We start from the raw sequence: 21664 nt of genomic DNA on the forward strand, positions 1-21664 counted from the left end.
GCCCCGCACGCGCGCCATCCGCCCGCAAACATGCGGCAGGCGCATCTTCGTGACGCCGGGACGATGCATGCGCCGTGCGGATGCACGCGCGGGCTGACGCGGGCGGTGCGCGCCAGCGAGAACACCGCGCAGCCCGCACCTCACGCGCCGAACGGGAACGGCGGCTCGTGGGCCCGGTACGACTCGATCCGGTCTGGATGCTCGCGGGCGACGAAGATGCGGCGCTCGTCTCCGGGGCTCGCGGGATCGTAGATGACGGTGACCTGGTCGCCGATCCCGGGCAGCGAGTCCTCGTGGAACAGTCCCGAGGGGGTGGTCCAGCGGGTCTGCCCGTGGTGGTCGGTGAACTGGATCGTCCAACGGCTGACGACGCGCGCGCTCGCGGGCGGACGCTCGACGCCCTGCGTGACGACGCCCGAGGTGCGGGTGCCGGTCGCGAAGACAGCTTCGAACGTCGACCTCGTGCGTCGATGTCGCCTGGCGCGAGCAAGGCGCCGCCACACCGACAACGCGAGTCCAAGCGTGAGCAGCGACGGCAGCACCCATGGCAGCACCGTGACGACCCACGGGGTCTGTTCCTCGACCGGGGTCCCATCGCCGTTCGAGATCAGCGGGCCGGTGATGAAACTCGTTTCTATGGCCAGCGCGGCGAGCGACGCCCACGCGCCAACTGCGGCGCCCGCGAACCAGATCGGCTGCCCGTCTGCCAGGGCGCGCGTGAAGTCCGTCTCGCCCGTGTAGGCGCGCCGAGCGACGGCCTGCGCAATCAGGAGGCCGACAGACACGAAGATGCCGATCGGGATGAGGAGCGGCAGCAGCGCGACGAGCGGGAAGGTGCTGGTCGCCTCGAGTTCGGCGATGAAGAACAGCGAGCTCAACCCCACGACTCCGAGAAATCCACCCGCCGCCAGGCCGAAGTCCATCACCAGGAGCACGGCGAGTGCTCGCCCGCTTCCTACGCGGTCGGCCGTGGACGCGTGGCGTTGCGCGATCGCCGGGTCGACGGTGCTCATGCGTAGTCCTCCGCTCGGTCCGGAGAGGACCTCGAGACGAAGATCCGCGAGGTGTCACCCGGACGTGCGGGGTCGAAGAGCACCCACACGCGCTGCCCCGGCTTCGGGGCGGTCTGCCACTCGAAGGCGTTGGTGCGCTTCACCCAGCGCTGGACGCCCTGGGCGTCCGTGTACGTGAAGTGCCACGACGCGATCGTGCGTGTGCCCGGCGAGATCTCCACCCCCTCGGTGATCGTGCCAGGCACGGGGCGGCCCGCCGTGAGCATCCGCCGGACCGCATCTCCTCGCCGCGACGATCGGCGTCGGAGCAGCGTGCACGTCACGAAGGCGACGACGGTGAGGGCTGCAGCGAGTGCCGGCAGCCACAGGGGGAGCCAGTAGGAGGCCCAGGCGCTCGACGACCAGGTGTCGACGGTGGCGAAGTGCTCGTCGCGCGTGAAGCCGACGTGCTGCGGCTGCGACCAGAGACCGCTGAAGGCGAGAAGCCCGACCGTCGTGCCCGCCAGCGCGATCGTGAACGGGTCCATGGGCGGCAGCGGACGCGGATCGCCGATGAGGTTCGCGTAGACCAGGAAGTAGAGGGGGAGTGCGCCGAGCAGTAGCACGAACGCGGCAGGGAGCGCGTACCAGGCGCCGTTGATCCACGGCTCAGCATCGAAGTCGCGGATCCCCAAGGCCATCTGGCGACCGGAGTTGCGCTCGGCGATCAGACCGAATCCGAGCAGGGCACCGAGGAGGAAAAGCGCGGCGCCTGCCGTCCAGAGCGCCGCGAGCGTGCGCGGACTCCCGATGCGGCGCTCCGCTCGCGCTCGCCGTGCTTGGACCGGGTCGATGGTGCTCATGGCTGGATAGTGACAGGCGGATGCGCCCCGCACCAGTCCCGGATGCTTCGACTTCGCCGCGCAGGTGCCCCGCGGTGAGGGCCGACGGCGCAGCTGGCTCGTGCGGGTTAGCGCGCGGCCCGCTCCGCATCCGCTGCCCCGTCGGCCCCGGCGACGAGGTCTTCGCCCGCGTCCTCGGCGTCGGATCCGCGGAGCTTCGCGATGCCGCTCATGAGGTGGTACACGACGAGCGTCGCCACGGTGCCGAGGACGATGCCGCCGAACGTCACCTGGCCGCTGTTGATCGTGAAGTCGCCGATCGCGACGATGAGGCCGACGCCCGCCGTGAACTGGTTGGTGGGTGACGAGAAGTCGACCTTGTTCTCGAGCCAGATGCGCACGCCGATGATGCCGATCAGGCCGTAGAGGGCCGTCGTGATGCCGCCGAGCACGCCCGCCGGGACGCTCGCGATGAGGACTCCCACCTTGGGGGAGAGCGCGAGGAGGATCGCGGCGATCGCGGCGACCCAGTAGGCGGCCGTCGAGTAGACGCGCGTCGCCGACATGACGCCGATGTTCTCGCCGTACGTGGTGGTGGGGGAGCCGCCGCCGAAGCCGGAGAGCACCGTCGCGAGGCCGTCGGCCAGCAGGGCCCGGCCCGCCATCGGGTCGAGGTTGCGGTTCGTCAGCTGGCCGACGCCCTTCACATGGCCGACGTTCTCGGCGATGAGCGCGAGCACAACCGGCACGAACATCAGGTAGACGAGCAGGTGCTCGACGGCGAAGACCGGAGCCGTGAACGTGGGGAGGCCGATCCAGGCGGCCTCGTCGAATCCCGCGAGGTCGACCTGATCCATGAACGCGGCCACGATGTAGCCGACGACCACGCCGATGAGGATCGACAGACGCCCGACCATGCCCTTGAAGGCGACCGCGACGACGATGACCGTCAGGAGCGTCACTGACGCGACGAGGGGCGACGCCTCGAAGTTGTTCTTCGCCGCCGGGGCGAGGTTGAAGCCGATGAGCGCGACGATCGTGCCTGCGACGACGGGCGGCATGAGGAGGTTGATCCAGCGGGTACCCGCGAGGTTGACGATGAGCCCGACCACCGCGAGCAGCGCGCCGACGACGATGATGCCGGCAAGTGCGACGCCCTGCCCGTCGGAGGCGACGGCCGCGAGGATCGGCGCGATGAACGCGAACGACGAGCCGAGGTAGCTGGGTACGCGGTTTCGGGTGATGAGGAGGAACAGCATGGTGCCGATGCCCGAGAACAGCAGCGTGGTGGACGGCGGGAAGCCAGTCAGCAGCGGCACGAGGAACGTCGCGCCGAACATCGCGACGACGTGCTGCGCGCCGAGCCCGATGGTGCGCGGCCAGGTGAGGCGCTCCTCGGGCAGCACGATCTCGCTTGCGGGGACGTTCTTGCCGTCTCCGTGCAGTTTCCAGGGCAATGCCACGGCGGTCTCGCTTCCAGGTCGTTCGGCGGGGATCGGCCTGCGCGGGGGATCGGCGCGTGACCTCTACGAGATTAGGGGATTCGGTGGCCGCCGTCGCGCGCCAGTCAAGGTGACGTGGGAGTGAGATCCAACTCGGTAGCGGCGGCGATCCAGCTCACGTCACCCTGAGTGTCGATGCCGTGCGTCACCCTGACTGTCGCGCGGAACAGGGCGGCGCAGAGCGGTCGAGCGGCAACGGGCACTCCGCGCGCTGGCTACGCTTGTCCCTGTACCGCGAGCAGCACGATCAGGGGAGCCGCATGAGCGACAGCCACGAGTCCGCAGTCGACTATGAGCAGGCGGAGGCGGGTGGCGACGGACACGTTGCGACGCCAACGCGTGCGACGCAGGTCGCGCCGACGAGACGTGGCAGCGGGTCGACGTTCAAGGAGCGCCTCGACACGTTCTTCGAGATCACGCACCGCGGCTCGAACGTGCCGCGCGAGATCCGCGGTGGCCTCGTCACGTTCATGACGATGGCGTACATCGTCATCCTGAACCCCCTGATCCTCGGCGGATTCTCGCAGGACCAGGCGACGCTCGACGTCGAGGGCGGCTGGCTGCAGGCGTCGCAGGTCGCAGCGGTCACGGGGCTCACGGCCGGCGTCATGACGATCCTGTTCGGCGTCATCGCGAACCTGCCGTTCGGCCTCGCCGCCGGCCTCGGCATCAACTCCTTCCTCGCCGTCAACGTGGTGCAGCAGGTCACCTGGGCCGAGGCCATGGGGCTCGTGGTCATCAACGGCCTGGTCATCGTGGTGCTGTCGGCGACCCGCTTGCGCGAGATGATCTTCCACGCAGTGCCGCCGCAGCTGAAGACCGCGATCACGGTGGGCATCGGCCTGTTCCTGGCGTTCATCGGGCTCGTGGATGCGGGCTTCGTCACGTCCTCGGGGAACGCGTCGCCGCCCGTGCAGCTGGGTGTGGGCGGTTCGGTGACGACGGTTCCGACGCTCATCTTCGTGATCGGCCTCATCGTGATGGGTGTGCTCATGGCCCGTCGTGTGAAGGGCGCGCTGCTCATCGGCATCGTCGGCACCACGATCGTCGCCGTGGTCGTCGAGGCCATCATGAAGCTCGGCCCGGCGTTCGAGAACGAGGGCGGTTGGTCGCTCAACGTGCCCATGCTGCCCACGCAGATCGTCTCGGTCCCAGACCTCGGTCTCATCGGCGCGTTCGACTTCGGCGCGTTCGAGCGCATCGGAATCCTGGCCGGCGTGATGCTCGTCTTCACGCTTGTATTCACGAACTTCTTCGACGCGGTCGGCTCGCTCACTGGCCTGACGCGTGAGGCTGGCCTGCAGGACAAGGAAGGCAACTTCCCCCGCCTCAAGTCCTCGCTGGTTGTTGAGGGCATCGGCGCCGTCGCCGGAGGCGCGACGTCGAGCTCGTCGAACACGATCTTCGTCGACTCAGCGGCCGGCGTCGGCGAGGGCGCCCGCACTGGCCTCGCGAGCGTCGTGACGGGCGTCATGTTCCTGCTCGCGATGTTCTTCACGCCGCTGACGCAGATCGTCCCCCTCGAGGTGGCGGCCGCGGCGCTGGTCGTGGTCGGTGTGCTCATGGTGTCGCAGGTGCGCGAGCTGAAGTGGGACGACTTCTCGGTCGCCCTCCCGGTCTTCCTGACGATCGTCATCATGCCGCTCACCTACTCGATCGCGAACGGCATCGGCGCGGGCTTCATCTCGTGGGTGCTCGTGCAGACGCTCACGGGCAAGGCGCGCAAGGTGTCGCCGCTGCTGTGGATCGTCGCGGTCGGCTTCCTGATCTACTTCGCCCGCGGCCCCATTGAGGGCATGTTCGCCTAGCCGCTCTGGCGGACGTCCGCTCGCCTGTGTGACGTCCGCCACCGGAACATGAAGCCCGGTTGCAGTGCGTGCATCCGCGTGACTTCAACCGTTCGAGTCGAGGGGGGTTTCTCGGCGAGAGTGCGGTGCATGACGCATCCCTCTGCTCCTCGCCGTGTGCCCCTGGCCGTGCTCGATCTCGTGCCGATCGTCGAGGGCGGTACCGCCGCTGAGGCGCTTGCGGATGCGCTCGAGCTCGCGCGATCGGCCGAGCGGGCCGGTTATTCGCGCTTCTGGCTCGCCGAGCATCATCTGAACCCGGGCGTGGCTGGAGCCTCGCCGCTCGCGTTGCTTGGCGTGCTGGCCGGGGCGACGGAGAGCATCCGCATCGGCACGGCCGCGACGTTGCTGGGCAACTACAACCCGATCCAGGTGGCGGAGGCGTTCGGGACGGTCGCGCAGCTCTTCGGCGCGCGCGTCGACCTGGGGCTGGGCCGCTCGTCGTTCAAGCACCTGATCGCTGCGGCCGTCGCTGCTGAGGCCGGCGCCGACTCGGGGGCCGCCCCGGAGCCCGGACCCGAGCAGGCACCCGTCGAGAACCGTGTTGTCGACGGGCTTGTCCTCCCGCCGAGTCGCCGCCTCTTCCTCCGTCCGGAGCGCTTCCTTGTCCAGGCGCGGCTCCTTGGCCGTTCGGCCGACGTCGAGGACACGTTCGCCGACGATGTCGCCGACCTGCTCGCCTTCTTCGCCGACGACTACGAGGCAGCGGATGCTGTGGCTCCCGTGCACGTGCAGCCGGCGGCGGGCGCACCAGTCGAGGTGTGGGTGCACGGTTCGTCGGCGGGCCCGAGCGCACGCCTGGCGGGGGCACGCGGTCTGCGGTTCGGCGCGAACTACCATGTCGCCCCGCACGCGGTGCTCGACTCGATCGCCGAGTACCGGGCGCACTTCCACCCGAGTCCCGAACTGACCAAGCCCTACGTGACGGTGTCCGCCGACGTGCTTGTCGCGGAGACGGAGGAGGAAGCGCGTCGACTCGCCGGCGGCTACGCCGAGTGGGTGCTCTCGATCCGCGAGGGGCGTGGCGCCATCCCGTATCCGACCCCCGAGCACGCGCGCGAGATCTCGTCGCTCAGCGACGAGGAGCTGCGCACCGTCATCGACCGCCTCGACACGAGATTCGTCGGAACGCCGGAGCAGGTCGTCGCGCAGCTCGAGACCCTCCAGCGGGTGACTGGCGCCGACGAGCTGCTGCTCACGAGCATCACCCACGACAGTGCCGCGAGGCGCCGTTCGCAGGAACTGCTGGCCGACGCCTGGTTCGCCGACGGGGTGAACGCGCCGACGGATTCAGTGGGGCTCGGCCAGCAGGACCTCGTGGAGCAGGGGACCATCTCAGCGCTGGGAGGAAACGCGTGAACCGGGCCGTTGGCATCGAGGATGCGCGCCTGGGCGTCGAGGTGCTTGGTCCAGTCGCCGGAGACACGGACGGTTCCGCGCTCACTGCTGCGGGGGACCTGCTTCGGGCCCGCTACCGCAGCGACGATCTACCTGATGTTGGCACGCTCTCGACGGTCATCGAGCGGCAGCTGGCACACAAGTCGGTGCGCTCGTTCCTCGCGGAGGACGTCCCGGACTCCGCCCTCAACGCGATCGTCGTCGCAGCCCAGTCGGCAGCGACATCATCGAACCAGCAGGCGTGGAGCGTCGTCGCCGTCCGTGACGAGGCGCGCAAGTCTCGGCTCGCGACGCTCGCGGGCGACCAGCAGCTCATCCGTGACGCCCCGATCTTCCTCGTGTGGGTCGCCGACCTGAGCCGCGCCCGCGCGCTCGGCGCAGTCAGCGGCGTCGAACTTATCGGCACCGAGTACCTCGAGGCGGTGCTGGTCTCCGCCGTCGACACTGCCCTCGCGGCGCAGAACGCGGTGCTCGCCGCCGAGTCGCTCGACTACGGGGCCGTGTACGTGGGAGCCGTCCGCAACAACCTCGTGGAGGTCGCGCGAGAGCTGAGCCTTCCGCCAGCATCCTTCCCGGTCTTCGGACTTGCGTTAGGCCGCGCCGCAGCCGATGACACAAGCGGTGTCAAGCCTCGCCTTCCGCTTGCCGCGGTTTTGCACTCGGAGCAGTACTCGCCGGAGCAGGCCGCTGCCGCCGTCGACGCGTACGAACCGTTGATCGCCGCCTATTGGCATGGAGTCGGCGCGGCACCCCGCGTGTGGCGCGAGGCGGTGATCGAGCGCTGGCGACATTCAGGCAGCCTGACCGGCCGTGACAAGCTCACCGAGCGACTGCGCTCCCTTGGCTGGCCCGCGCGATGACGACGGTGGATGTGCCCATCCTTGCGCTCGAGATTGCGAGCCTGTTCGACCTCATCCCAGAATCGATCCGCGCGTCGACGCAGCCCGAGCGCCTTCGTGCTCTCGACGACGCGCTCGCCGTGATCGCAGGGAGTGACGTGGGCCTGCTGGTTGTCGGTGACAGCTTCGTCGACGGGAACGTCGCCGCTTCGCTCGATGCGGGTCTCTCCCTCGCCTACGTCGCAGGCCGCTTCCCTGAATTGGGCCTCGTGGTGTCGACCGACATCGCGTTTGTCGAGCCGTTCAACGTCGCCCGCGTGCTGCAGACCATCGACTACGCGAACGGCGGCGGCGTCGCGTGGGCGCCGAGGATCCACGCCGAGGAGCGCGAGTTCGCTGCGGTCGGTCTCCGTGGCAGGCGTGTGGATGCAGACGCCAGGTTCCGCTTTGCCGAAGAGTTCATCGGCGTCGTCCGTGGGCTCTGGGACACGTGGGAGGATGGCGCGATCACTCGAGACGTCGCGCGAGGACGCTACCTCGACCCCGATCTTGTGCACTACCTGCATCACGACGGGGAGTTCTTTTCCGTGCGCGGTCCTGGGCTCACGCCGAGGTCGCCGCAGGGACGCCCGCCGATTCTCTTGCCTGCGTCTGGCGGAGACCTGGAGGCTCAGGAGCTCGCCGAGCGGAGGGCAGACGTTATCGTCGTCGAACGTCCGCTCGACGGGCAGACGGATGCACCGCGAGGCTTCGCTCAGCCCGTATTGCAGCGCGTCAGTGCGAGCAGGCTGGCCCGCGAGCCGGGGCTCGCCGAGGCTCCGAACGCCGCCGGTCTGATCATCGATCTCCAGGGCGACGACTCAGCTTTCGACCTCTGGCGGCGCGAGCTCGCCGGCCTGGCGGGCAGGAAACGCATGAGGGGCGAGACACTGCTCAGCCTGCTGGGTCTTCCGGAGTACTGGGCGACCGCGCCCTTGGCGGGAGCACGAGGATGACGCACACGCACACGCACACGCACACGCACACGCACAGCGTCCAGCAGGCGCCGGCGACGCGAAACGGGCTCATCCTCGGGGCGTACTTCACTGGCAGAGAGCGCGTCGCCTGGCAGCATCCGGAAACGGGAGACCTTCTCGACATCGCGACGATCGTCGAGAACGCGCGCATCGCCGACCGCGCCGGCTTCCAGCTGCACTTCCTCGCCGAGGGGCTGAGCCTCCGCGAGGAGCGAGGGCGGGTCGCCTGGCACTCGATCAACGGCAGGCACGACGTGGCGACGCTGCACGCCATCCTCGCCGGCGCAACCGAGCAGATCGGACTCATGAGCACCATCAGCTCGAGCTTCTACGAGCCGTTCGACCTGGCCCGCAAGCTCGCGACCATCGATGTGCTGAGCGGAGGCCGCGCGGGATGGAACGTTGTGACCGCACAGTCGGCAACGAGCTCCGCGAACTTCGGACACCGCGCATCCCTGCCCTATGAGGAGCGGTACAAGCGCGCGAGTGACGCCATCGGCGCTGTCCAGCACCTGTGGCGAGGGAGCTCGGCGCAGCGAGGCTACAGGGGTGCGTTCACGGAGCTCTCGGTCGAGACCGCCTGGCCCGCTCGACCCCAGGCCACTGGGCCCGTGCTCTTCACCGCGAGCGGATCGGATGCGGGCGCCGACTTCGCCGCGGCCCACGCCGACGGCGTGTTCATCCTGCCGCAGGACCTCGACCATGCTCTGCGACTCACCGCCAGGCTCAGCGACGGACTTGCATCGCACGGCAGGCACCGCAACGAGCTCCGAGTGATCTCGGGGCGCGACATCGTCCTCGGCGATACGGATGCAGAGGCTCGCGAACGGTTCTCGCAGTACATCGATCTTGAGCTGACCGATGAGGATGTGCGTCTCGAGCTCGAGCAGGTGTGGCAGCAGGACCTCTCAAACCTCGACCCCGACGGGTCGCTCCCTGCCGAGGACCCGGATCTCGAACGACTGCAGCGGCACCTGTCGACTGCACCCGGGGTCGAGATCCGTGACGCCCGGGCGCACCTCGCTCACTGGCGCGGGATCGCCGAGCGGGAAGGGCTCACGAACCGAGAGCTCGTGAAGCGGCGCATCCTGCGCCCCGCGTTTGTGGGCAGCCCCGCGACGGTCGCCGACGAGATGCAGCGCTGGTGGTCGGCGGGAGCCGTCGATGGCTTCATCGTGCAACCGCACGTCGTGCCCGGCGGGTTGCGAGAGTTCGTCGAACGGGTCGTGCCGATCCTGCAGGAGCGGGGCATCTTCCGCACGGAGTCCCCGCGCCAGTCGTTCCGGGAGGCCCTCCGCTACGTCTGACGCCGCGCCTGAGCGCGGCGCCGCGTCGTTCGCGCCACCCGGTGCGGACCTCACGCCGCTGGTCCCGTCGCCCGGGCCGCTGACCAACATCAGTGCTGAATGCGCCGGATCTGGCCATCGAGGGCCAGATCACCGCGATGCTGCACTGAAGTTGGACAGCGAACTCGGTGCCGCCTGCCCGGTCGGGCCGCGGATGCGACGCCGAGGGAGGGCGCCGCTCAGCTCCCGAGCACGCGTTGTGTGAGGGTCTCGTCGCGGTACTCGGTGGGGTAGACCCCGCGCTCTTGGAGGATGGGGATGACGAGCTGGTTGAAGTCGGCGAGCCACCCTCCGGAGATGTGCGGCGTGAAGACGAAGCCGTCGACGGCGCGTGCTTCCACGAGCGAGATGAGCTTGTCGGCGACCGTGGAGGCTCCGCCAACGATGAGGTCGGTGCCGCTCGCGGCGATGAGTGTCTGCCGTGCTCCGAAGCCCGTTGCGGCTTGGATGCGGCGGAGTCGGTCGACGGCTGCCTGGGCGGGTCCGTCGAGGTAGAGCCCGATGGAGAGGCCGAGCTTCGCGACGGCTCCTGCGGGCGGATCGATCTCGGGCAGGGGGCCGTCTGGGTCGATGTCGCCGAGGGGTAGGTTCCAGATCTGCTCGAGGTATCGGCGCAGGCGTACGGGGTGGATCTGGAAGGGAAGCACCTCGCGCTGCAGCTCGCTGGCTTCCGCATCGGTCTCTGCGACAAGCACTGCTGCGCGCGCAAAGATGCGCAGCTCGGACGGGTCTCGACCCGCCGCTGCCGCGCGGCGGTGGATGTCAGCAGTGAAGCCAACACCGTGCTCGAGGTTCGCGTAGTGCGTGTACACGCCATTGGCCTGAGCGGCCGCGAAGTCGCGGCTGCGCGGTGAATCGCCGGAGAGCAGCACGAAGGGCGCGCCACCGTTGGCCGCGCCGAAGCGCTTGGCTCGCACATCGAAGTGCTTACCCGAGAACGAGAACGCTTCACCCGCTGGGCCGCGGAGGTACTCCCGAACGACGGCGAGTGTCTCTGCTCCTTGGCTGTACCGGTCGATTTCGGACCGGTCGCCGATGTTGCGGTAGTTGCGGTGCGCGGTCGGGCTGCCGCCGAGGACGAGGTTCCAGCCGGCGCGGCCACCGGTGAGCGCATCCAGTGTGTGCAGTCGGCGCGCCAGGTCGTACGGGTTGTTGTTGGTGGTGTTGATGGTCGAAACGAAGCCAACGTTGTCGAACTTCTCGGCGAGGTAGCTCTGGGTGACGACGTTGTCGAGGCGGCCGACGACGTCGTGCTCGGTGATTCGGTTGTCGCTGTCGAAGCCGACGGAAGAGGTCTCCGCCTGGAAGTAGAAGTCGTAGAGGCCATCTCGCGCGAGTTCCGCCGCTCGTGTGAACGATTGGGCCGTGTTGAGCTCAGGCAGCAGGTCGGGGTGCCAGATCTCGTGTGGCTCTTCGCCGTTGTACTGGGCGGCGATGTGCACGCGTCGCTTCTGGTCTGTCATGCCTGCTCCTCCTCGAGTTGTGCTGCGGACGCGCGCAAGGCCACCTCGTCGAGCAGGGGGCTTTGCGGTGTGTGGATGAGGAGGGTCGTACGTGTGCCGTCGCCGTGGACGACTTCCCTCGTCTTGCCGTCGCCGACGATGATCGGTGGTCTGCCTTGAGGTGATGCGGGGGTCGCGGACGGCCCGTCGATGCTGAGGTGCGCTCCGGAGAAGTGGATCGGGTGCACGCGGTCGGCGTCCACGAACCTGTCTGTCTTGGCGTCGCGCACGATCGCGTCGGGTTTCCAGCTGGACCAGAGGGCGTGCAGGACGGCGATTGTCTCGTCGAGGTAACCGGGGGAGTGCACGTCTTCGAGGTAGGGGATCCCGTGCGCCCGGAGGTCCTCAGGGGTCTCGCGCGCGACGAACGCCACTCCTGCTCGTCCGTCGGAGAGGATGTCGAGGCTCGCCGTCTCGCGGGCGATGGCGAAGGGTTCGGCTATGCCGAGGTCGATCTCGGGGACAACCGTTGTGCCTGGGAAGCGAGCTACGAAGGCGCCGGCGAGTTGGGCGGTGCCGAGCGCGGCGTGTGGGTCGCCGAGGCGCGGGGCGGTGATGAGCACGAGGTCGACGTCGAGCGGGAGTCGTTCACGAGCAGGCGTGGAGAGGATGTTCGCGAGTTCGGCGGCCGTGAGCGCGAGGCCGGTTGGGGTCTTCGAAGGCAATGGCCGTCTTTCTGCATGGGTTCGGTCGGAGAGATCACCAACTTCGGTGACAACTCGCACCCTTCGGCCGCTGGGCGGCTCGAAAGGGCTGAGTTGTCACCGAAGTTGGAGGCTGCGTCGTCTACTCCGCGGGAGCCGTGGCGTCGTAGAGGAAGAGGCGCGACTCGGCGTCGTAGGCGACGCCGGAGACTCCCGACGCGATTCCGTAGAACTGGGTGACGGGGATGATCGGCACCTGGAAGCCGCGGTCGAGGACGTCTGCCTGGAGGTCGGCGAGAAGCTCATTGCGAGCCGTGACGTCGCCGATCTCGTTCTGCTCGGCGAGCGGTGCGGTCAGCGGATCGCTCTCGGGCAGGTTGCCCCGGTTGCCAGCGAGCGGCGACAGCTGGCCGCGCAGGGTGTCGCCGTCGATGTCGGTGGTGTTCGAGAAGAGCACCTCGTAGCCGAAGGTCTTGGTGAGCTCGGTGAAGTCACCCGTGAATTCGGCGTAGCTGGCGTCGATGCCCGCGGCGTGCAGCTGCTGCACGAGCAGGTCGAGGAGCGGTCCTGATGAGGTGTACGGGCTGGCGCGGGTGATGTCGAGGACAAGAGTCTGGCCATCCTTGGCCCAGATGCCGTCCGCGTTCTTGGCCCAACCCGCCTCGGTGAGGAGCTTGTCGCCTTCTGCGGTGTCGAACTGGAGCTTGTCGGCGAGGTCGACGTAGCCGGGCACGTTCGGTGTGAGAAGGCCCTTGGAGGGTTCGGCGTTGCCGGCGAAGACGACGTCGTTGATCTCGTCGCGGTCGATGTAGAGGGACACGGCACGCAGCACGTTCTCGTCGTTGAAGACGGACTTCTGCGTGTTGAAGTGGAGGCGGAGTGGGAAGCCAGGGGTGATGCGGGAATCGATCGTGGCGCCCGCGGCCTCTGCACTCTCGAAGTCCTGTGCCTCGAGGCTCTGCACGAGGTCGACCTGGCCGGAGGTAAGAAGTCCGAGGCGTGAGCTGGATTCGGGGACGAGACTGAAGATGATCTCGTCGAGCAGCGCGCGGCCGTCGTGGCTGGCCCATGTGGGGCTGGAGTCGTAGTCGTCGCGGGCGGTGAGGACGACGTCCTGGTTTTCAGCGTAGCTTTCGATGACGAATGCGCCCGTGCCGATGACGCCGGTCGAGCAGCGTTCTGCCGCGGTCTGCTCGAGTGTGGCGGGGGCGAGGAAGCTCAGGAAGTTGGATGCGGTGCGGTTGAGGAATGACGCGTTCGGCGCGTCAAAGACGACGGCGAAGGTCTGGTCGTCGATGACCTCGGTCTCGACGTAGCCGGTGAGGTAGCTCGGGCCGCGCTTGGCTTCGGGGAGGACGGCCGCTTCGTCGAAGTTGGCTTTGACGACGTCGGGGGTGAGCTCGGTGCCGTCGGAGAAGTGCACGCCTTCGCGGAGCGTGAATTCGAAGCGGGTCGCGTCGTCGTTGGGGGTCCAGGACTCGGCCAGCCATGGCCGGAGTTCGCCGGTGTCGGGGTCGATGGAGGTGAGCGTCTCGGTGACCTGGCGGTAGATGTTGTGCTCGGCTGGGCGGTCGGTCTGCCAGGGGTCGAGGCAGGAGACGACATCACCGAGGGCGACGTTGAGGGTGCCGCCGGTGACGGGTTCGGCTTCGCCGGTCGCGGCTGAGCTGCTGGCGCAGGCGCTGAGAGCGAGGGCGGTCACGGCGAGGGCGGCGCCGGAGCCGACGAGGCGGGCTCGTCGTGATGGTGGGGCGATGGGCATGTGCGTCCTGTTTTGTCGGGGTGGGGATCGGGGTGTGGGTGAGTGCGTGGGGCGGGCCTGGTGGCGGGATGTGCCGCTAGCGCGACTGCCAGGCCGAGCGGAGGGTCTGTTCGGGGGCTTCGGTGCGGAAGAGTCCGCGCTCTTGCAGCACGGGCACGACTCGTTCGGCGAACTCGAGGACTCCCTGCGGCACGACCTGCGGCTGCACGATGAAGCCGTCGGCGGCTTGGGTGTCGCGCCAATGTTCGAGGGCGGTTGCGATGGTCGCCGGCGTGCCGGTGATGGCTGGCCGCACGGTGAAGCGCTGCACGATCTGGCGGTTGCTGAGTCGCTCGGCTTCGGCGAGTTCGCGCCACTCGCGGATGTAGGCGCGCGGGTCTCGCTGCTGTGCGGGTGACTTGGAGAGGATGATTCCGAGGGCTTCGTAGTCGGGTTCGATGGTGGGCAGTGGTCCGTCCGGGTCGAGGTCGGGCAGGTGGCGCTGCCAGATGCGTTCGATTTCGAGGACGACGTCGCGGTCGGAGAACTCGAGGTCGAGGAAGTGCCTGAACTTCTCTTCGGCTTCCGCGTCGGTGTCTGCGACGACGAAGCGGAGGCCGGCGACGATGGCGACGTCGTCCGGGCCCCTGCCGAGGTCCGCGGCGTGCGCTTTGACTCGCCGGTAGGTGTCTCGGGCGACGTGGATGTCTCTCGGGATGATGTAGACGCCGTCGGCGTGCTCGGCGCCGAACCTGTTGCCGGTGTCCGAGCTGCTCGCTTGCACGATGACGGGGCGCTCCTGCGGCGGCGTCGGCCAGCTCGGTGCCCCCGTGACGGAGAAGTGCTTGCCGGAGAAGTGCCGCTCGACGGGCCTTGCTTCTCCTGCTTCCCACCCTCGCCAGAAGGTCTCGAGCACGTCGAGGAATTCGCCGGCGCGCTCGTAGCGCTCTTCGTACGGCAGGAAGTCGCCGCGGCTGAAGTTCGCGGAGGTGAGCGGCGGGGCGGCGGTCACGAGGTTCCAGGCGGCGCGGCCGTCGCTCAGCACGTCGAGCGTCGCGAGTTGGCGCACGAGGTCGTATGGCTCGTTGTACGTGGAGTTGAGGGTGTTGATGAAGCCGACGTGCTTGGTGACGCCGGCGAGCACTGACTGGATGCCGATCGTGTCGGGCCGCCCGTTGACGGTGTGCCCGAGGACGCTGCCGTCGTGTTCGGCGAGGCTCAGCGTCTCGGCGAGGAACATGAAGTGGAACAGTGCGCTGTCTGCCGCCTTCGCGTTCTTGATGTAGGTCTCGACCGCGATGAGGTCTTCGTTGTCTGGATGCCTCCAGGCGACCTGCTCTTTGCCGGGGAAGTGGGCGCCGAGCAGCAATTGGCGGGGTGCTTCAGGCATGTGCGTGCTCCTTCCTGAGGGTCGAGTGCGGTGCGAGGCCGAGGCGCTCGCGGAGGTGCCCTGCGTCTCGTGACCTGCGCCGCGCATCCCGGAGCGGATGCTCGCGGAGCGTCGGGAGGAGCTCCGACAGTTCGGTGCCCCGTGCGTCGACGACGACGCCGTCGAGGAGGGTGCGCTCGTTGACGTTCGAGGCCGGCACGAGGCGCGCGGTGAGCGGCCCGGTCTGCTCGTCTGCGAGGCCACCAGCGCGGAGGCTTTCAGCGCGGAGGCCTTCGTGGGTGAGCGCTTCGAGCTCCTCGGTGGGGAGATCGGTGACCACGACATCGGCCCAGGCGAACGCGGATCTCACGGATGCCGTGTCGGTCGCGATGGTGAAGATCGGCGAAAGGCCTTGCGGTGACCTGGGCGTGAGGGAGGGGCCGCGGACGCGCAGGTATCTGCCGTCGTGGTCCACGCGATGTACTTTGGCGGGGTCGAGGTACAGGCCGGCTTCTGGGTCGCGAACGAGCGCATCCGGTTCCCACGAGTCCCAGAGCTGCCGAACGGTGTGGACGAACTCGGCGGCGTAGGCGGCGACTTCGGGGGTCTGGCCAGAAGTCACGTGTGCGATGAGCTGCTCTGCGGCCCGGCTCCGGCGCGGTTCGACGAGCAGTCCGCCATTGCCGTGGCTGGCTTCGTCGAGCGTCTGGGCCCGCTTCGCGACGTGGTATGGCTCGAGTGAGCCGATGGGGACGCCAGCGACGAGGCCGAGACCCGGAACGCTCTGCGAGATGACCGAGAGCGCGACGATGGGGTCGAGCCTCGGCTCGGGGCCGCCCACCGGGCCGAAGTCGTCGTCGATGAGGAGATAGTCGATGCCGAGTTCATGCAGTTCGACGGCGGCTGTGGCGAGCTTGCTGCCCGAGCCTGGCCGCCAGGATTCGGCGGGCGGGATGAGCGCGGAAACAGTGTCGAGAAGTAGGCCGAGTCCTCGTGCTGGTGTGGGGTTGCTCATTGGGTGCGCGCCTCCTGCGTCGGGGTGGTCGGTCTCGCGCCGGGAATGGAGGCGAGGAGCTGCTGCGTGTAAGGGTGCTGAGGGTTGGTGAGGATGTTGATGGTTTCGCCTCGCTCGACCACTTCGCCCGACTTCATGACGAGCACGAGTTCCGCGATCTGCGCGACGACGGCGAGGTCGTGGGTGATGAAGAGGGAGGCAACCTGGGTTTCCCGTCGGATGTCGCCGAGCAGGAGGAGGATGTCGTGCTGCACGGAGACGTCGAGCGCGGAGACGGGCTCGTCGAGGATGAGTACTTTGGGCCGCACGGCGAGGGCCCTGGCGATCGCGACGCGCTGCTGCTGGCCGCCTGAGAGCTCGCGGGGTCGCCTGGTCGAGGTCGTGGAGGCGAGGGCGACCTGGTCGAGCAGCTCCGCGACACGACGCTTCCGGTCGGCGCGATCTCGCACGCCGCTCGCGGTGACGGCCTCACCGATGATCGACCCGACCGTGTACTTGGGATCGAGCGCCGTCGATGGGTTCTGGTGCACGTACTGCAATTCGCGGCGCGCGCTGCGAAGCCGGGCACCGCGCAGACTTCCGAGCTCGACGCCGTCGAGGATGACGCTGCCGGAGTCGGCACGCTCGAGGCCCCCGGCGATGCGCGCGGTCGTCGTCTTCCCGGAGCCGGACTCGCCGACGAGCGCCAGCGTCTGCCCGGCTCGCAGCGTGAACGACACGTCGGAGACGGCGACGACGCGCTCACTTTCGCGCGCATCCCCGAACGTCTTCTCGAGGTTCCTGGCCTCGAGCACGACTCTGGGGGCACCGGCCGGGGTGATGACGGCGCTGCCGGTGCTCAGCTCGAGGCGCTCGCGCACGAGCGCCATCGAAGTCGCGTCGATCGTGGGTGCCGCCGCGAGGAGGCCCTTCGTGTAGGAGTGCTTCGGGTTGCCGAGGAGTTCAGCCGTCTTGCCCTGCTCGACGATCAGCCCCTGCCGCATGACGAGGATCCGGTCCGCGCGTTCGGCTGCGACGCCGAGGTCGTGCGTGACGAGCAGCATCGACGAGCCGTTCTCACGCGTGAGTGTCTCCAACCGATCGAGCACCCGCTTTTGCACGGTCACATCGAGCGCGCTCGTCGGCTCGTCTGCAATGACGATCTTCGGGTCGCACGAGAGGGCGATGGCGATGAGGGCTCGCTGGCGCATGCCGCCGGAGAGTTCGTGCGGGTAGCTCGAAGCCTGGCGCTCGGGGTCGGGCAGGCCGACCTCCTCCAGGAGTCGGAGTGCCTCGACCTCGGCTTCCGCCCTAGGCAGTCTGCGGTGTCGCCGGATGGTCTCGGCGACGTGCTCGCCGACGCGCTTCGCAGGGTTGAGGGATGCGCCCGGGTCCTGCGGCACGAGGCCGATGCTGTTGCCACGCACGTTGGCGAGTGCGCGCGCCGGCAGCTTGAACAGGTCGACGCCGTCGAAGAGCGCCTGCCCACGGCGGATGTAGGCGTTGCTCGAGAGGAGCCGGAGAATGGCGTGCGCGGTCGTCGACTTGCCGGAGCCCGACTCGCCGACGAGCGCGATGGTCTCGCCGGGGAGGAGCTCGAGGGAGACGCCCTGCACGGCCGGCACGCTGCCGTGCACGGTGCGGTACTCGATCTCGAGGTCCTGCAGCGTGAGCAGTGCGCTCATCAGCGTTCTCCTTGGCGGTGTTCGAAGCCCCGGCTCAATCGGTTGGTGGCGAGCACGAGGGAGATGATCACGAGGCCGGGCATGGTCGTGAGCCACCATGCGGTCGCGAGGTAGTTGCGGCCTTCGGCGACGGTGGATCCCCACTCGGGCGCGGGCGGAGGGTTGCCGTAGCCAAGGAAGCTGAGTGCCGCGATCGAGAGCACGGCGGTGCCGAACTCGATGGCGGCGAGCGCGAGCACGGGCCCGAACGAGTTCGGGAGCACGTGCTTGACGAGCACGGTCGGCCACCGCATCCCGAGCCCCGTCGCAGCTTCGATGAACGGCGAGTGGCGCACGCGGAGCACCTGGGCGCGCATGACCCTCGCGAAGCTGGCGACCGCGACGACGCCCACCGCGATGGCGACCTTGGTCGTGCCGAAGCCCAGCGCCGTGACAACCATGAGGGCGAGCAGCAGGCTCGGGATGGCGAGGAGCACGTCGATGACGCGCATGAGGGCCGTGTCGACCCGACCCCCGATGAAGCCAGAGATCAGGCCGATGGCGGATCCGCCGACGAGGCCGACGGCGACGGCGAGGGTCGTCGCTCGCAGTGACTCGGCTGCGCCGTAGACGATGCGGGTGAAGACGTCGCGCCCGAGATTGTCGGTGCCGAACCAGTGCTCGGCAGACGGCGGGAGCAGCCGCATCGAGGTGTCGCCGTACAGCGGATCGCCGGACACGAACAGCCATGGCGCGACGGCCCAGCTGAGCACGACGAGCACGACGAGGGAGGACGCGACGAGGCTCGGGCTTCCCGTGATGTGGCGCAGGATCCAGACCCTGCTCGGGGCCGTCTGGAACCCGGATGGCGCGGGCGCAGGCACGCGCCGCGCGGAGGTCAGGCTCATCGTGTGGCTCCCTTCGCCTGGCTGGACGCAGTCGCTCGGCCGCGTCGCTTGGACGCGCCCGCGATGCGCGGGTCGAGGAGCGGGTAGATGAGGTCGACGAGGAGGTTCAGCACGGCGTAGATGACGGCCGACAGGATGACGACGCCCTGCACGAGAGGGACGTCCTGGTCGGTGACGGCCAGCTGCGTGAGGCGGCCGATGCCGTTGCGCGAGAAGATCGTCTCGGCGATGATCGCGCCGCCGAGCAGCCCGCCCGCGGTGAGGGCGAAGACCGTGAGCACGGGGATGAGCGCATTGCGCAGCACGTGCCTGAACAGCACGTACGGCCGAAGGAGGCCCTTCGCGACGGCGTTGTGGGCGTACGGCTGCTGCCTCTCTTCGAGCAGACTGCGTGTGAGGACCTGCGCGATCGTCGCCGAGGTCGGGATGGCCAGGGCGATGGTCGGCAGCACGAGGCTCTCGATCCCTCGGCTACCCATCGCGGGGAAGAGCGGGATGCTGAACGAGAAGAGCCAGAGCAGCACGAGCCCGATCCAGAAGCCGGGAATCGCGACCCCGACGGCTGGTGCTGAGAGCAGGAACTGCTTCAGGACGGGGGTGCGCACGTAGCTCGTGGCGAGGGCGATGATGCCGCCGAGCACCGTGGAGACGAGGAGCGCCGACCCGGTGAGGGCGAGCGTGTCCGGCAGCGCCGTCGCGATGGTCTCTAGCACGGGCTTGCCTGTCGTGATCGAGTTGCCGAAGTCACCGCGCACGACGTTCGAGAGCTGCGTGAAGTACTGGACGATGATGGGCTGGTCGAGGCCGTACTTCGCCCGCAGCGCCTCGAGCTGCTCGGGAGCGAGGAAGTCGCCCGTGCCGAACTGGCGGCTCACCGCGTCCCCCGGAAGCGCGTAGAGCACGATGAAGCTCAGCGTGAACGCCGCCCAGACCACGAAGAGGGCTTGCAGGATGGGCCGAACGACTCGCCAGGCGCCGCGCGAGGACAGCCTCGCGCGTGCCGGGCTCGGGAGCGAATCCGGCGGTCTCGCAGCGTCGAGCACTACGGCTGGTGGAAGGGTCATTGGGGTCTCGACAATCGCGCCCGGAGCGGTCGGGTGGAGGAACGATCCGTGCGCCGCGGGTGTGGGGGAGTGCGGACGGATCCGGCTCTGGCGCGGTTCGCCATGGAGCGAGTGCGACGCTATGTGCGCCGCCTCCCGCGCCCAATCCGAACCGGACCCGGAACGACAGGCTTGGACGCGGGGCGTCACCGAGCTGCCCGCGTCGTAGCGTTTGTGACGACGACGCAAACTTCGATCTCCCGTCGACCTCGATCCTTGCTTCCCCTGTTTCCTCTCGGCTCGACGCGGGCGGCACGCCGCAGCCGACGTCCGAGGTGCGAAGCTGGCTGTCCGAGTTGCCCCCTGAACGCCGGAGTTGCCCATGGGCTCAGCCGCCGAACCGAACCCGTCGACGCCTCACGCTCCGAGGTTCGCGCATCCGCTGGTCGACACCCCGAACGGCACGCTGCGCGGCGACGCGGCCGGGCAGACCGAACGGTGGCTGGGCATCCGCTACGCGAAGCCCCCGACCGGTGAGCTGCGCTGGCGGGCACCCGTCCCGGTCTCCCCGTGGACCGGGGTCGCCGACGCGCGCATCTCGGGGCCGATCGCCCCGCAGCAGCGCATGAAGGCCATGGATGTGGGGGAGCGGGCGCTCACGGACGAGGACTGCCTGTTCCTCAACGTGTGGCGCCCGGCGGCGGCAGGGCAGCCGGGCGCGACGCCTCGCGCTGTCATGGTGTGGGTGCACGGCGGCGCGTACGTGCTCGGCGGCACCACGCAGCCGGTGTTCGACGGGGCGGCGCTCGCCGACCGCGGCGACGTCATCGTCGTCACGCTCGGCTACCGGCTGGGCGGGCTCGGCTTCCTGGAGCTGTCGACGCTCGACGGTGCGGGCGGGCAGTTCGACTCCAACCTCGGGATGCGCGACGTGCTGTGCGCCCTCGAATGGGCGCGGTCGAACATCGGGGCGTTCGGCGGCGACCCGTCACGCGTGACGCTGTTCGGAGAGTCTGCGGGCGCAGGCATCGTCTCGACGCTGCTTGCGACCCCGTCAGCGCGGGGCCTGTTCTCCGCGGCGATCGTCGAGAGCTCGCCGGCGACGAGCGTGTACGGGCTCGCCCGGGCGAAGATCGTCGCCGAGCGCTTCGTCGCGAAGCTCGCGATCGAGGGCGCCGACGGGGCAGCGCTTCGTGCCCTGCCCGTCTCGAGCGTCGTCGAGACGGCGGCGGAGCTGTTCGCGGAGATCCCCACGGAGTTCCCTGGCACGCTCGCGTTCGCGCCGGTCGTCGACGGCGACCTCGTGCCGGAGCATCCCGTGACCGTTCTGAGCGAGGGCCGCGGGTTGCGGGTTGCGCTCATCATCGGCACGAACCGCGACGAGGCGACGTTCTTCAAGCTCGCCAAGTCGCCACTCCTCCCGGTGGGCGAAGAGGCGCTGACGACGATGATCACCGAGATCGCCGCCGAGAACCCGTCGATCGAGATGCCGGACCGCGAGCACATCCTCGACGCCTACGAGGGCGTTCGGCAGCGGATGGTCGGGCTCGGCATCGCCCGCGACGTCGGCTTCCGCATGCCGACGCTGTGGATCGCGGAGGGGCACTCGCGCCTCGCACCCACCTACCTCTACCGGTTCGACTTCGCGACGCCGCTCCTGAAGGTGCTGCGCCTCGGCGCGACGCACGGCACGGAGGTCGCGTCCGTGTGGGGCAACCTCGACACCGACCCTCGTGGCCTGGCCTACAAGCTCGGCGGACGCCGACAGGCCGGGGAGGTCTCCGATCGGATGCTCGCGCTCTGGACGTCGTTCGCGCGCGACGGCCAGCCCACCGACGAGGGACTGCCGGGTGCGGCGGCCTGGCCCGCGTTCGGGGAGCGCCGTTCGACGCTGGTCATCGACCGCGTGGATCGGGTTGTCGACGACCTCGATGCCGACCTTCTCGCCGCCTGGGGCGACCGGGCCTTCTCGCTGAGCTGAGCCGAGTTGAGCTGAGTTGAGCTGAGCCGACGTCCC

Annotated in this window: 17 protein-coding genes; 6 read left to right on the forward strand and 11 right to left on the reverse strand. The window is 68.9% G+C overall.

The annotated features are described in order from the left end of the window. Positions 1-140: 140 nt before the first annotated feature. From HDC34_RS04645 to HDC34_RS04655, 3 genes are all read right to left on the reverse strand, one after another. Positions 141-1013 (reverse strand): DUF3592 domain-containing protein, encoded by an 873-nt coding sequence (locus tag HDC34_RS04645; RefSeq protein ID WP_179556040.1) that lies wholly within the window; start codon positions 1011-1013, stop codon positions 141-143. After that, a complete protein-coding gene (locus tag HDC34_RS04650; protein WP_179556041.1) occupies positions 1010-1855 on the reverse strand; it encodes a DUF3592 domain-containing protein in 846 nt (281 codons plus the stop codon). The genes HDC34_RS04645 and HDC34_RS04650 overlap by 4 nt, the downstream gene beginning before the upstream one ends. A gap of 107 nt (positions 1856-1962) precedes the next feature. After that, complete coding sequence (locus HDC34_RS04655) at positions 1963-3297, reverse strand: uracil-xanthine permease family protein (protein WP_179556042.1); 1335 nt, start codon at positions 3295-3297, stop codon at positions 1963-1965. Positions 3298-3596: 299 nt separating this feature from the next. Between HDC34_RS04655 and HDC34_RS04660 the strand changes: the two genes are divergently transcribed. From HDC34_RS04660 to HDC34_RS04680, 5 genes are all read left to right on the forward strand, one after another. Next, positions 3597-5144: an NCS2 family permease gene (locus HDC34_RS04660; RefSeq protein WP_179556043.1), complete on the forward strand. Its 1548-nt coding sequence runs from the start codon at positions 3597-3599 to the stop codon at positions 5142-5144. 129 nt (positions 5145-5273) lie between these two features. After that, positions 5274-6542, forward strand: coding sequence for an LLM class flavin-dependent oxidoreductase (locus HDC34_RS04665; protein WP_179556044.1), 1269 nt, complete (start codon positions 5274-5276; stop codon positions 6540-6542). Beyond that, positions 6539-7441, forward strand: a complete 903-nt coding sequence (locus HDC34_RS04670; protein ID WP_218854891.1) for an NADPH-dependent oxidoreductase — start codon at positions 6539-6541, stop codon at positions 7439-7441. Before HDC34_RS04665 ends, HDC34_RS04670 begins: the two co-directional genes overlap by 4 nt. After that, positions 7438-8415, forward strand: a complete 978-nt coding sequence (locus HDC34_RS04675) for an LLM class flavin-dependent oxidoreductase (RefSeq protein WP_179556045.1) — start codon at positions 7438-7440, stop codon at positions 8413-8415. The genes HDC34_RS04670 and HDC34_RS04675 overlap by 4 nt, the downstream gene beginning before the upstream one ends. After that, positions 8412-9743 carry an LLM class flavin-dependent oxidoreductase gene (locus HDC34_RS04680; protein WP_179556046.1) on the forward strand — a complete coding sequence of 444 codons (1332 nt, stop codon included), beginning with the start codon at positions 8412-8414 and terminating at the stop codon, positions 9741-9743. The genes HDC34_RS04675 and HDC34_RS04680 overlap by 4 nt, the downstream gene beginning before the upstream one ends. Before the next feature lie 218 nt (positions 9744-9961). Here HDC34_RS04680 and HDC34_RS04685 read toward each other — a convergent pair whose 3' ends face one another. From HDC34_RS04685 to HDC34_RS04720, 8 genes are all read right to left on the reverse strand, one after another. Continuing rightward, positions 9962-11245 (reverse strand): LLM class flavin-dependent oxidoreductase, encoded by a 1284-nt coding sequence (locus HDC34_RS04685; RefSeq protein WP_179556047.1) that lies wholly within the window; start codon positions 11243-11245, stop codon positions 9962-9964. After that, positions 11242-11949, reverse strand: coding sequence for an LLM class flavin-dependent oxidoreductase (locus HDC34_RS04690; protein WP_179556048.1), 708 nt, complete (start codon positions 11947-11949; stop codon positions 11242-11244). Before HDC34_RS04690 ends, HDC34_RS04685 begins: the two co-directional genes overlap by 4 nt. A gap of 121 nt (positions 11950-12070) precedes the next feature. Next, positions 12071-13690, reverse strand: a complete 1620-nt coding sequence (locus tag HDC34_RS04695) for an ABC transporter substrate-binding protein (protein ID WP_179556049.1) — start codon at positions 13688-13690, stop codon at positions 12071-12073. A 76-nt stretch (positions 13691-13766) separates the two neighbouring features. Continuing rightward, positions 13767-15059: an NtaA/DmoA family FMN-dependent monooxygenase gene (locus tag HDC34_RS04700; protein ID WP_179556050.1), complete on the reverse strand. Its 1293-nt coding sequence runs from the start codon at positions 15057-15059 to the stop codon at positions 13767-13769. Further along, on the reverse strand, positions 15052-16053 hold the full coding sequence (locus tag HDC34_RS04705; protein WP_179556051.1) for an LLM class flavin-dependent oxidoreductase: 1002 nt from the start codon (positions 16051-16053) through the stop codon (positions 15052-15054). Before HDC34_RS04705 ends, HDC34_RS04700 begins: the two co-directional genes overlap by 8 nt. After that, positions 16050-17717 carry an ABC transporter ATP-binding protein gene (locus HDC34_RS04710; RefSeq protein WP_179556052.1) on the reverse strand — a complete coding sequence of 556 codons (1668 nt, stop codon included), beginning with the start codon at positions 17715-17717 and terminating at the stop codon, positions 16050-16052. Before HDC34_RS04710 ends, HDC34_RS04705 begins: the two co-directional genes overlap by 4 nt. Continuing rightward, positions 17717-18604 carry an ABC transporter permease gene (locus HDC34_RS04715; protein ID WP_179556053.1) on the reverse strand — a complete coding sequence of 296 codons (888 nt, stop codon included), beginning with the start codon at positions 18602-18604 and terminating at the stop codon, positions 17717-17719. Before HDC34_RS04715 ends, HDC34_RS04710 begins: the two co-directional genes overlap by 1 nt. Then, complete coding sequence (locus tag HDC34_RS04720; protein ID WP_179556054.1) at positions 18601-19668, reverse strand: ABC transporter permease; 1068 nt, start codon at positions 19666-19668, stop codon at positions 18601-18603. Before HDC34_RS04720 ends, HDC34_RS04715 begins: the two co-directional genes overlap by 4 nt. A gap of 361 nt (positions 19669-20029) precedes the next feature. Between HDC34_RS04720 and HDC34_RS04725 the strand changes: the two genes are divergently transcribed. Then, entirely contained in the window at positions 20030-21628 is a 1599-nt protein-coding gene (locus tag HDC34_RS04725) for a carboxylesterase/lipase family protein (protein WP_179556055.1), read from the forward strand. Positions 21629-21664 lie beyond the last annotated feature (36 nt).

This window comes from Pseudoclavibacter sp. JAI123 (assembly GCF_013409665.1).
GTDB lineage: Bacteria > Actinomycetota > Actinomycetes > Actinomycetales > Microbacteriaceae > Pseudoclavibacter.

Excerpts from the sequence above, each read along its gene's own strand:
- HDC34_RS04695 (WP_179556049.1), bottom strand. The coding sequence starts at position 13,690 with ATGCCCATCGCCCCACCATCACGACGAGCCCGCCTCGTCGGCTCCGGC.
- HDC34_RS04660 (WP_179556043.1), top strand. The coding sequence starts at position 3,597 with ATGAGCGACAGCCACGAGTCCGCAGTCGACTATGAGCAGGCGGAGGCG.
- HDC34_RS04720 (WP_179556054.1), bottom strand. The coding sequence starts at position 19,668 with ATGACCCTTCCACCAGCCGTAGTGCTCGACGCTGCGAGACCGCCGGAT.
- HDC34_RS04685 (WP_179556047.1), bottom strand. The coding sequence starts at position 11,245 with ATGACAGACCAGAAGCGACGCGTGCACATCGCCGCCCAGTACAACGGC.
- HDC34_RS04725 (WP_179556055.1), top strand. The coding sequence starts at position 20,030 with ATGGGCTCAGCCGCCGAACCGAACCCGTCGACGCCTCACGCTCCGAGG.
- HDC34_RS04665 (WP_179556044.1), top strand. The coding sequence starts at position 5,274 with ATGACGCATCCCTCTGCTCCTCGCCGTGTGCCCCTGGCCGTGCTCGAT.
- HDC34_RS04700 (WP_179556050.1), bottom strand. The coding sequence starts at position 15,059 with ATGCCTGAAGCACCCCGCCAATTGCTGCTCGGCGCCCACTTCCCCGGC.
- HDC34_RS04715 (WP_179556053.1), bottom strand. The coding sequence starts at position 18,604 with ATGAGCCTGACCTCCGCGCGGCGCGTGCCTGCGCCCGCGCCATCCGGG.
- HDC34_RS04710 (WP_179556052.1), bottom strand. The coding sequence starts at position 17,717 with ATGAGCGCACTGCTCACGCTGCAGGACCTCGAGATCGAGTACCGCACC.
- HDC34_RS04680 (WP_179556046.1), top strand. The coding sequence starts at position 8,412 with ATGACGCACACGCACACGCACACGCACACGCACACGCACAGCGTCCAG.
- HDC34_RS04705 (WP_179556051.1), bottom strand. The coding sequence starts at position 16,053 with ATGAGCAACCCCACACCAGCACGAGGACTCGGCCTACTTCTCGACACT.
- HDC34_RS04650 (WP_179556041.1), bottom strand. The coding sequence starts at position 1,855 with ATGAGCACCATCGACCCGGTCCAAGCACGGCGAGCGCGAGCGGAGCGC.
- HDC34_RS04675 (WP_179556045.1), top strand. The coding sequence starts at position 7,438 with ATGACGACGGTGGATGTGCCCATCCTTGCGCTCGAGATTGCGAGCCTG.
- HDC34_RS04645 (WP_179556040.1), bottom strand. The coding sequence starts at position 1,013 with ATGAGCACCGTCGACCCGGCGATCGCGCAACGCCACGCGTCCACGGCC.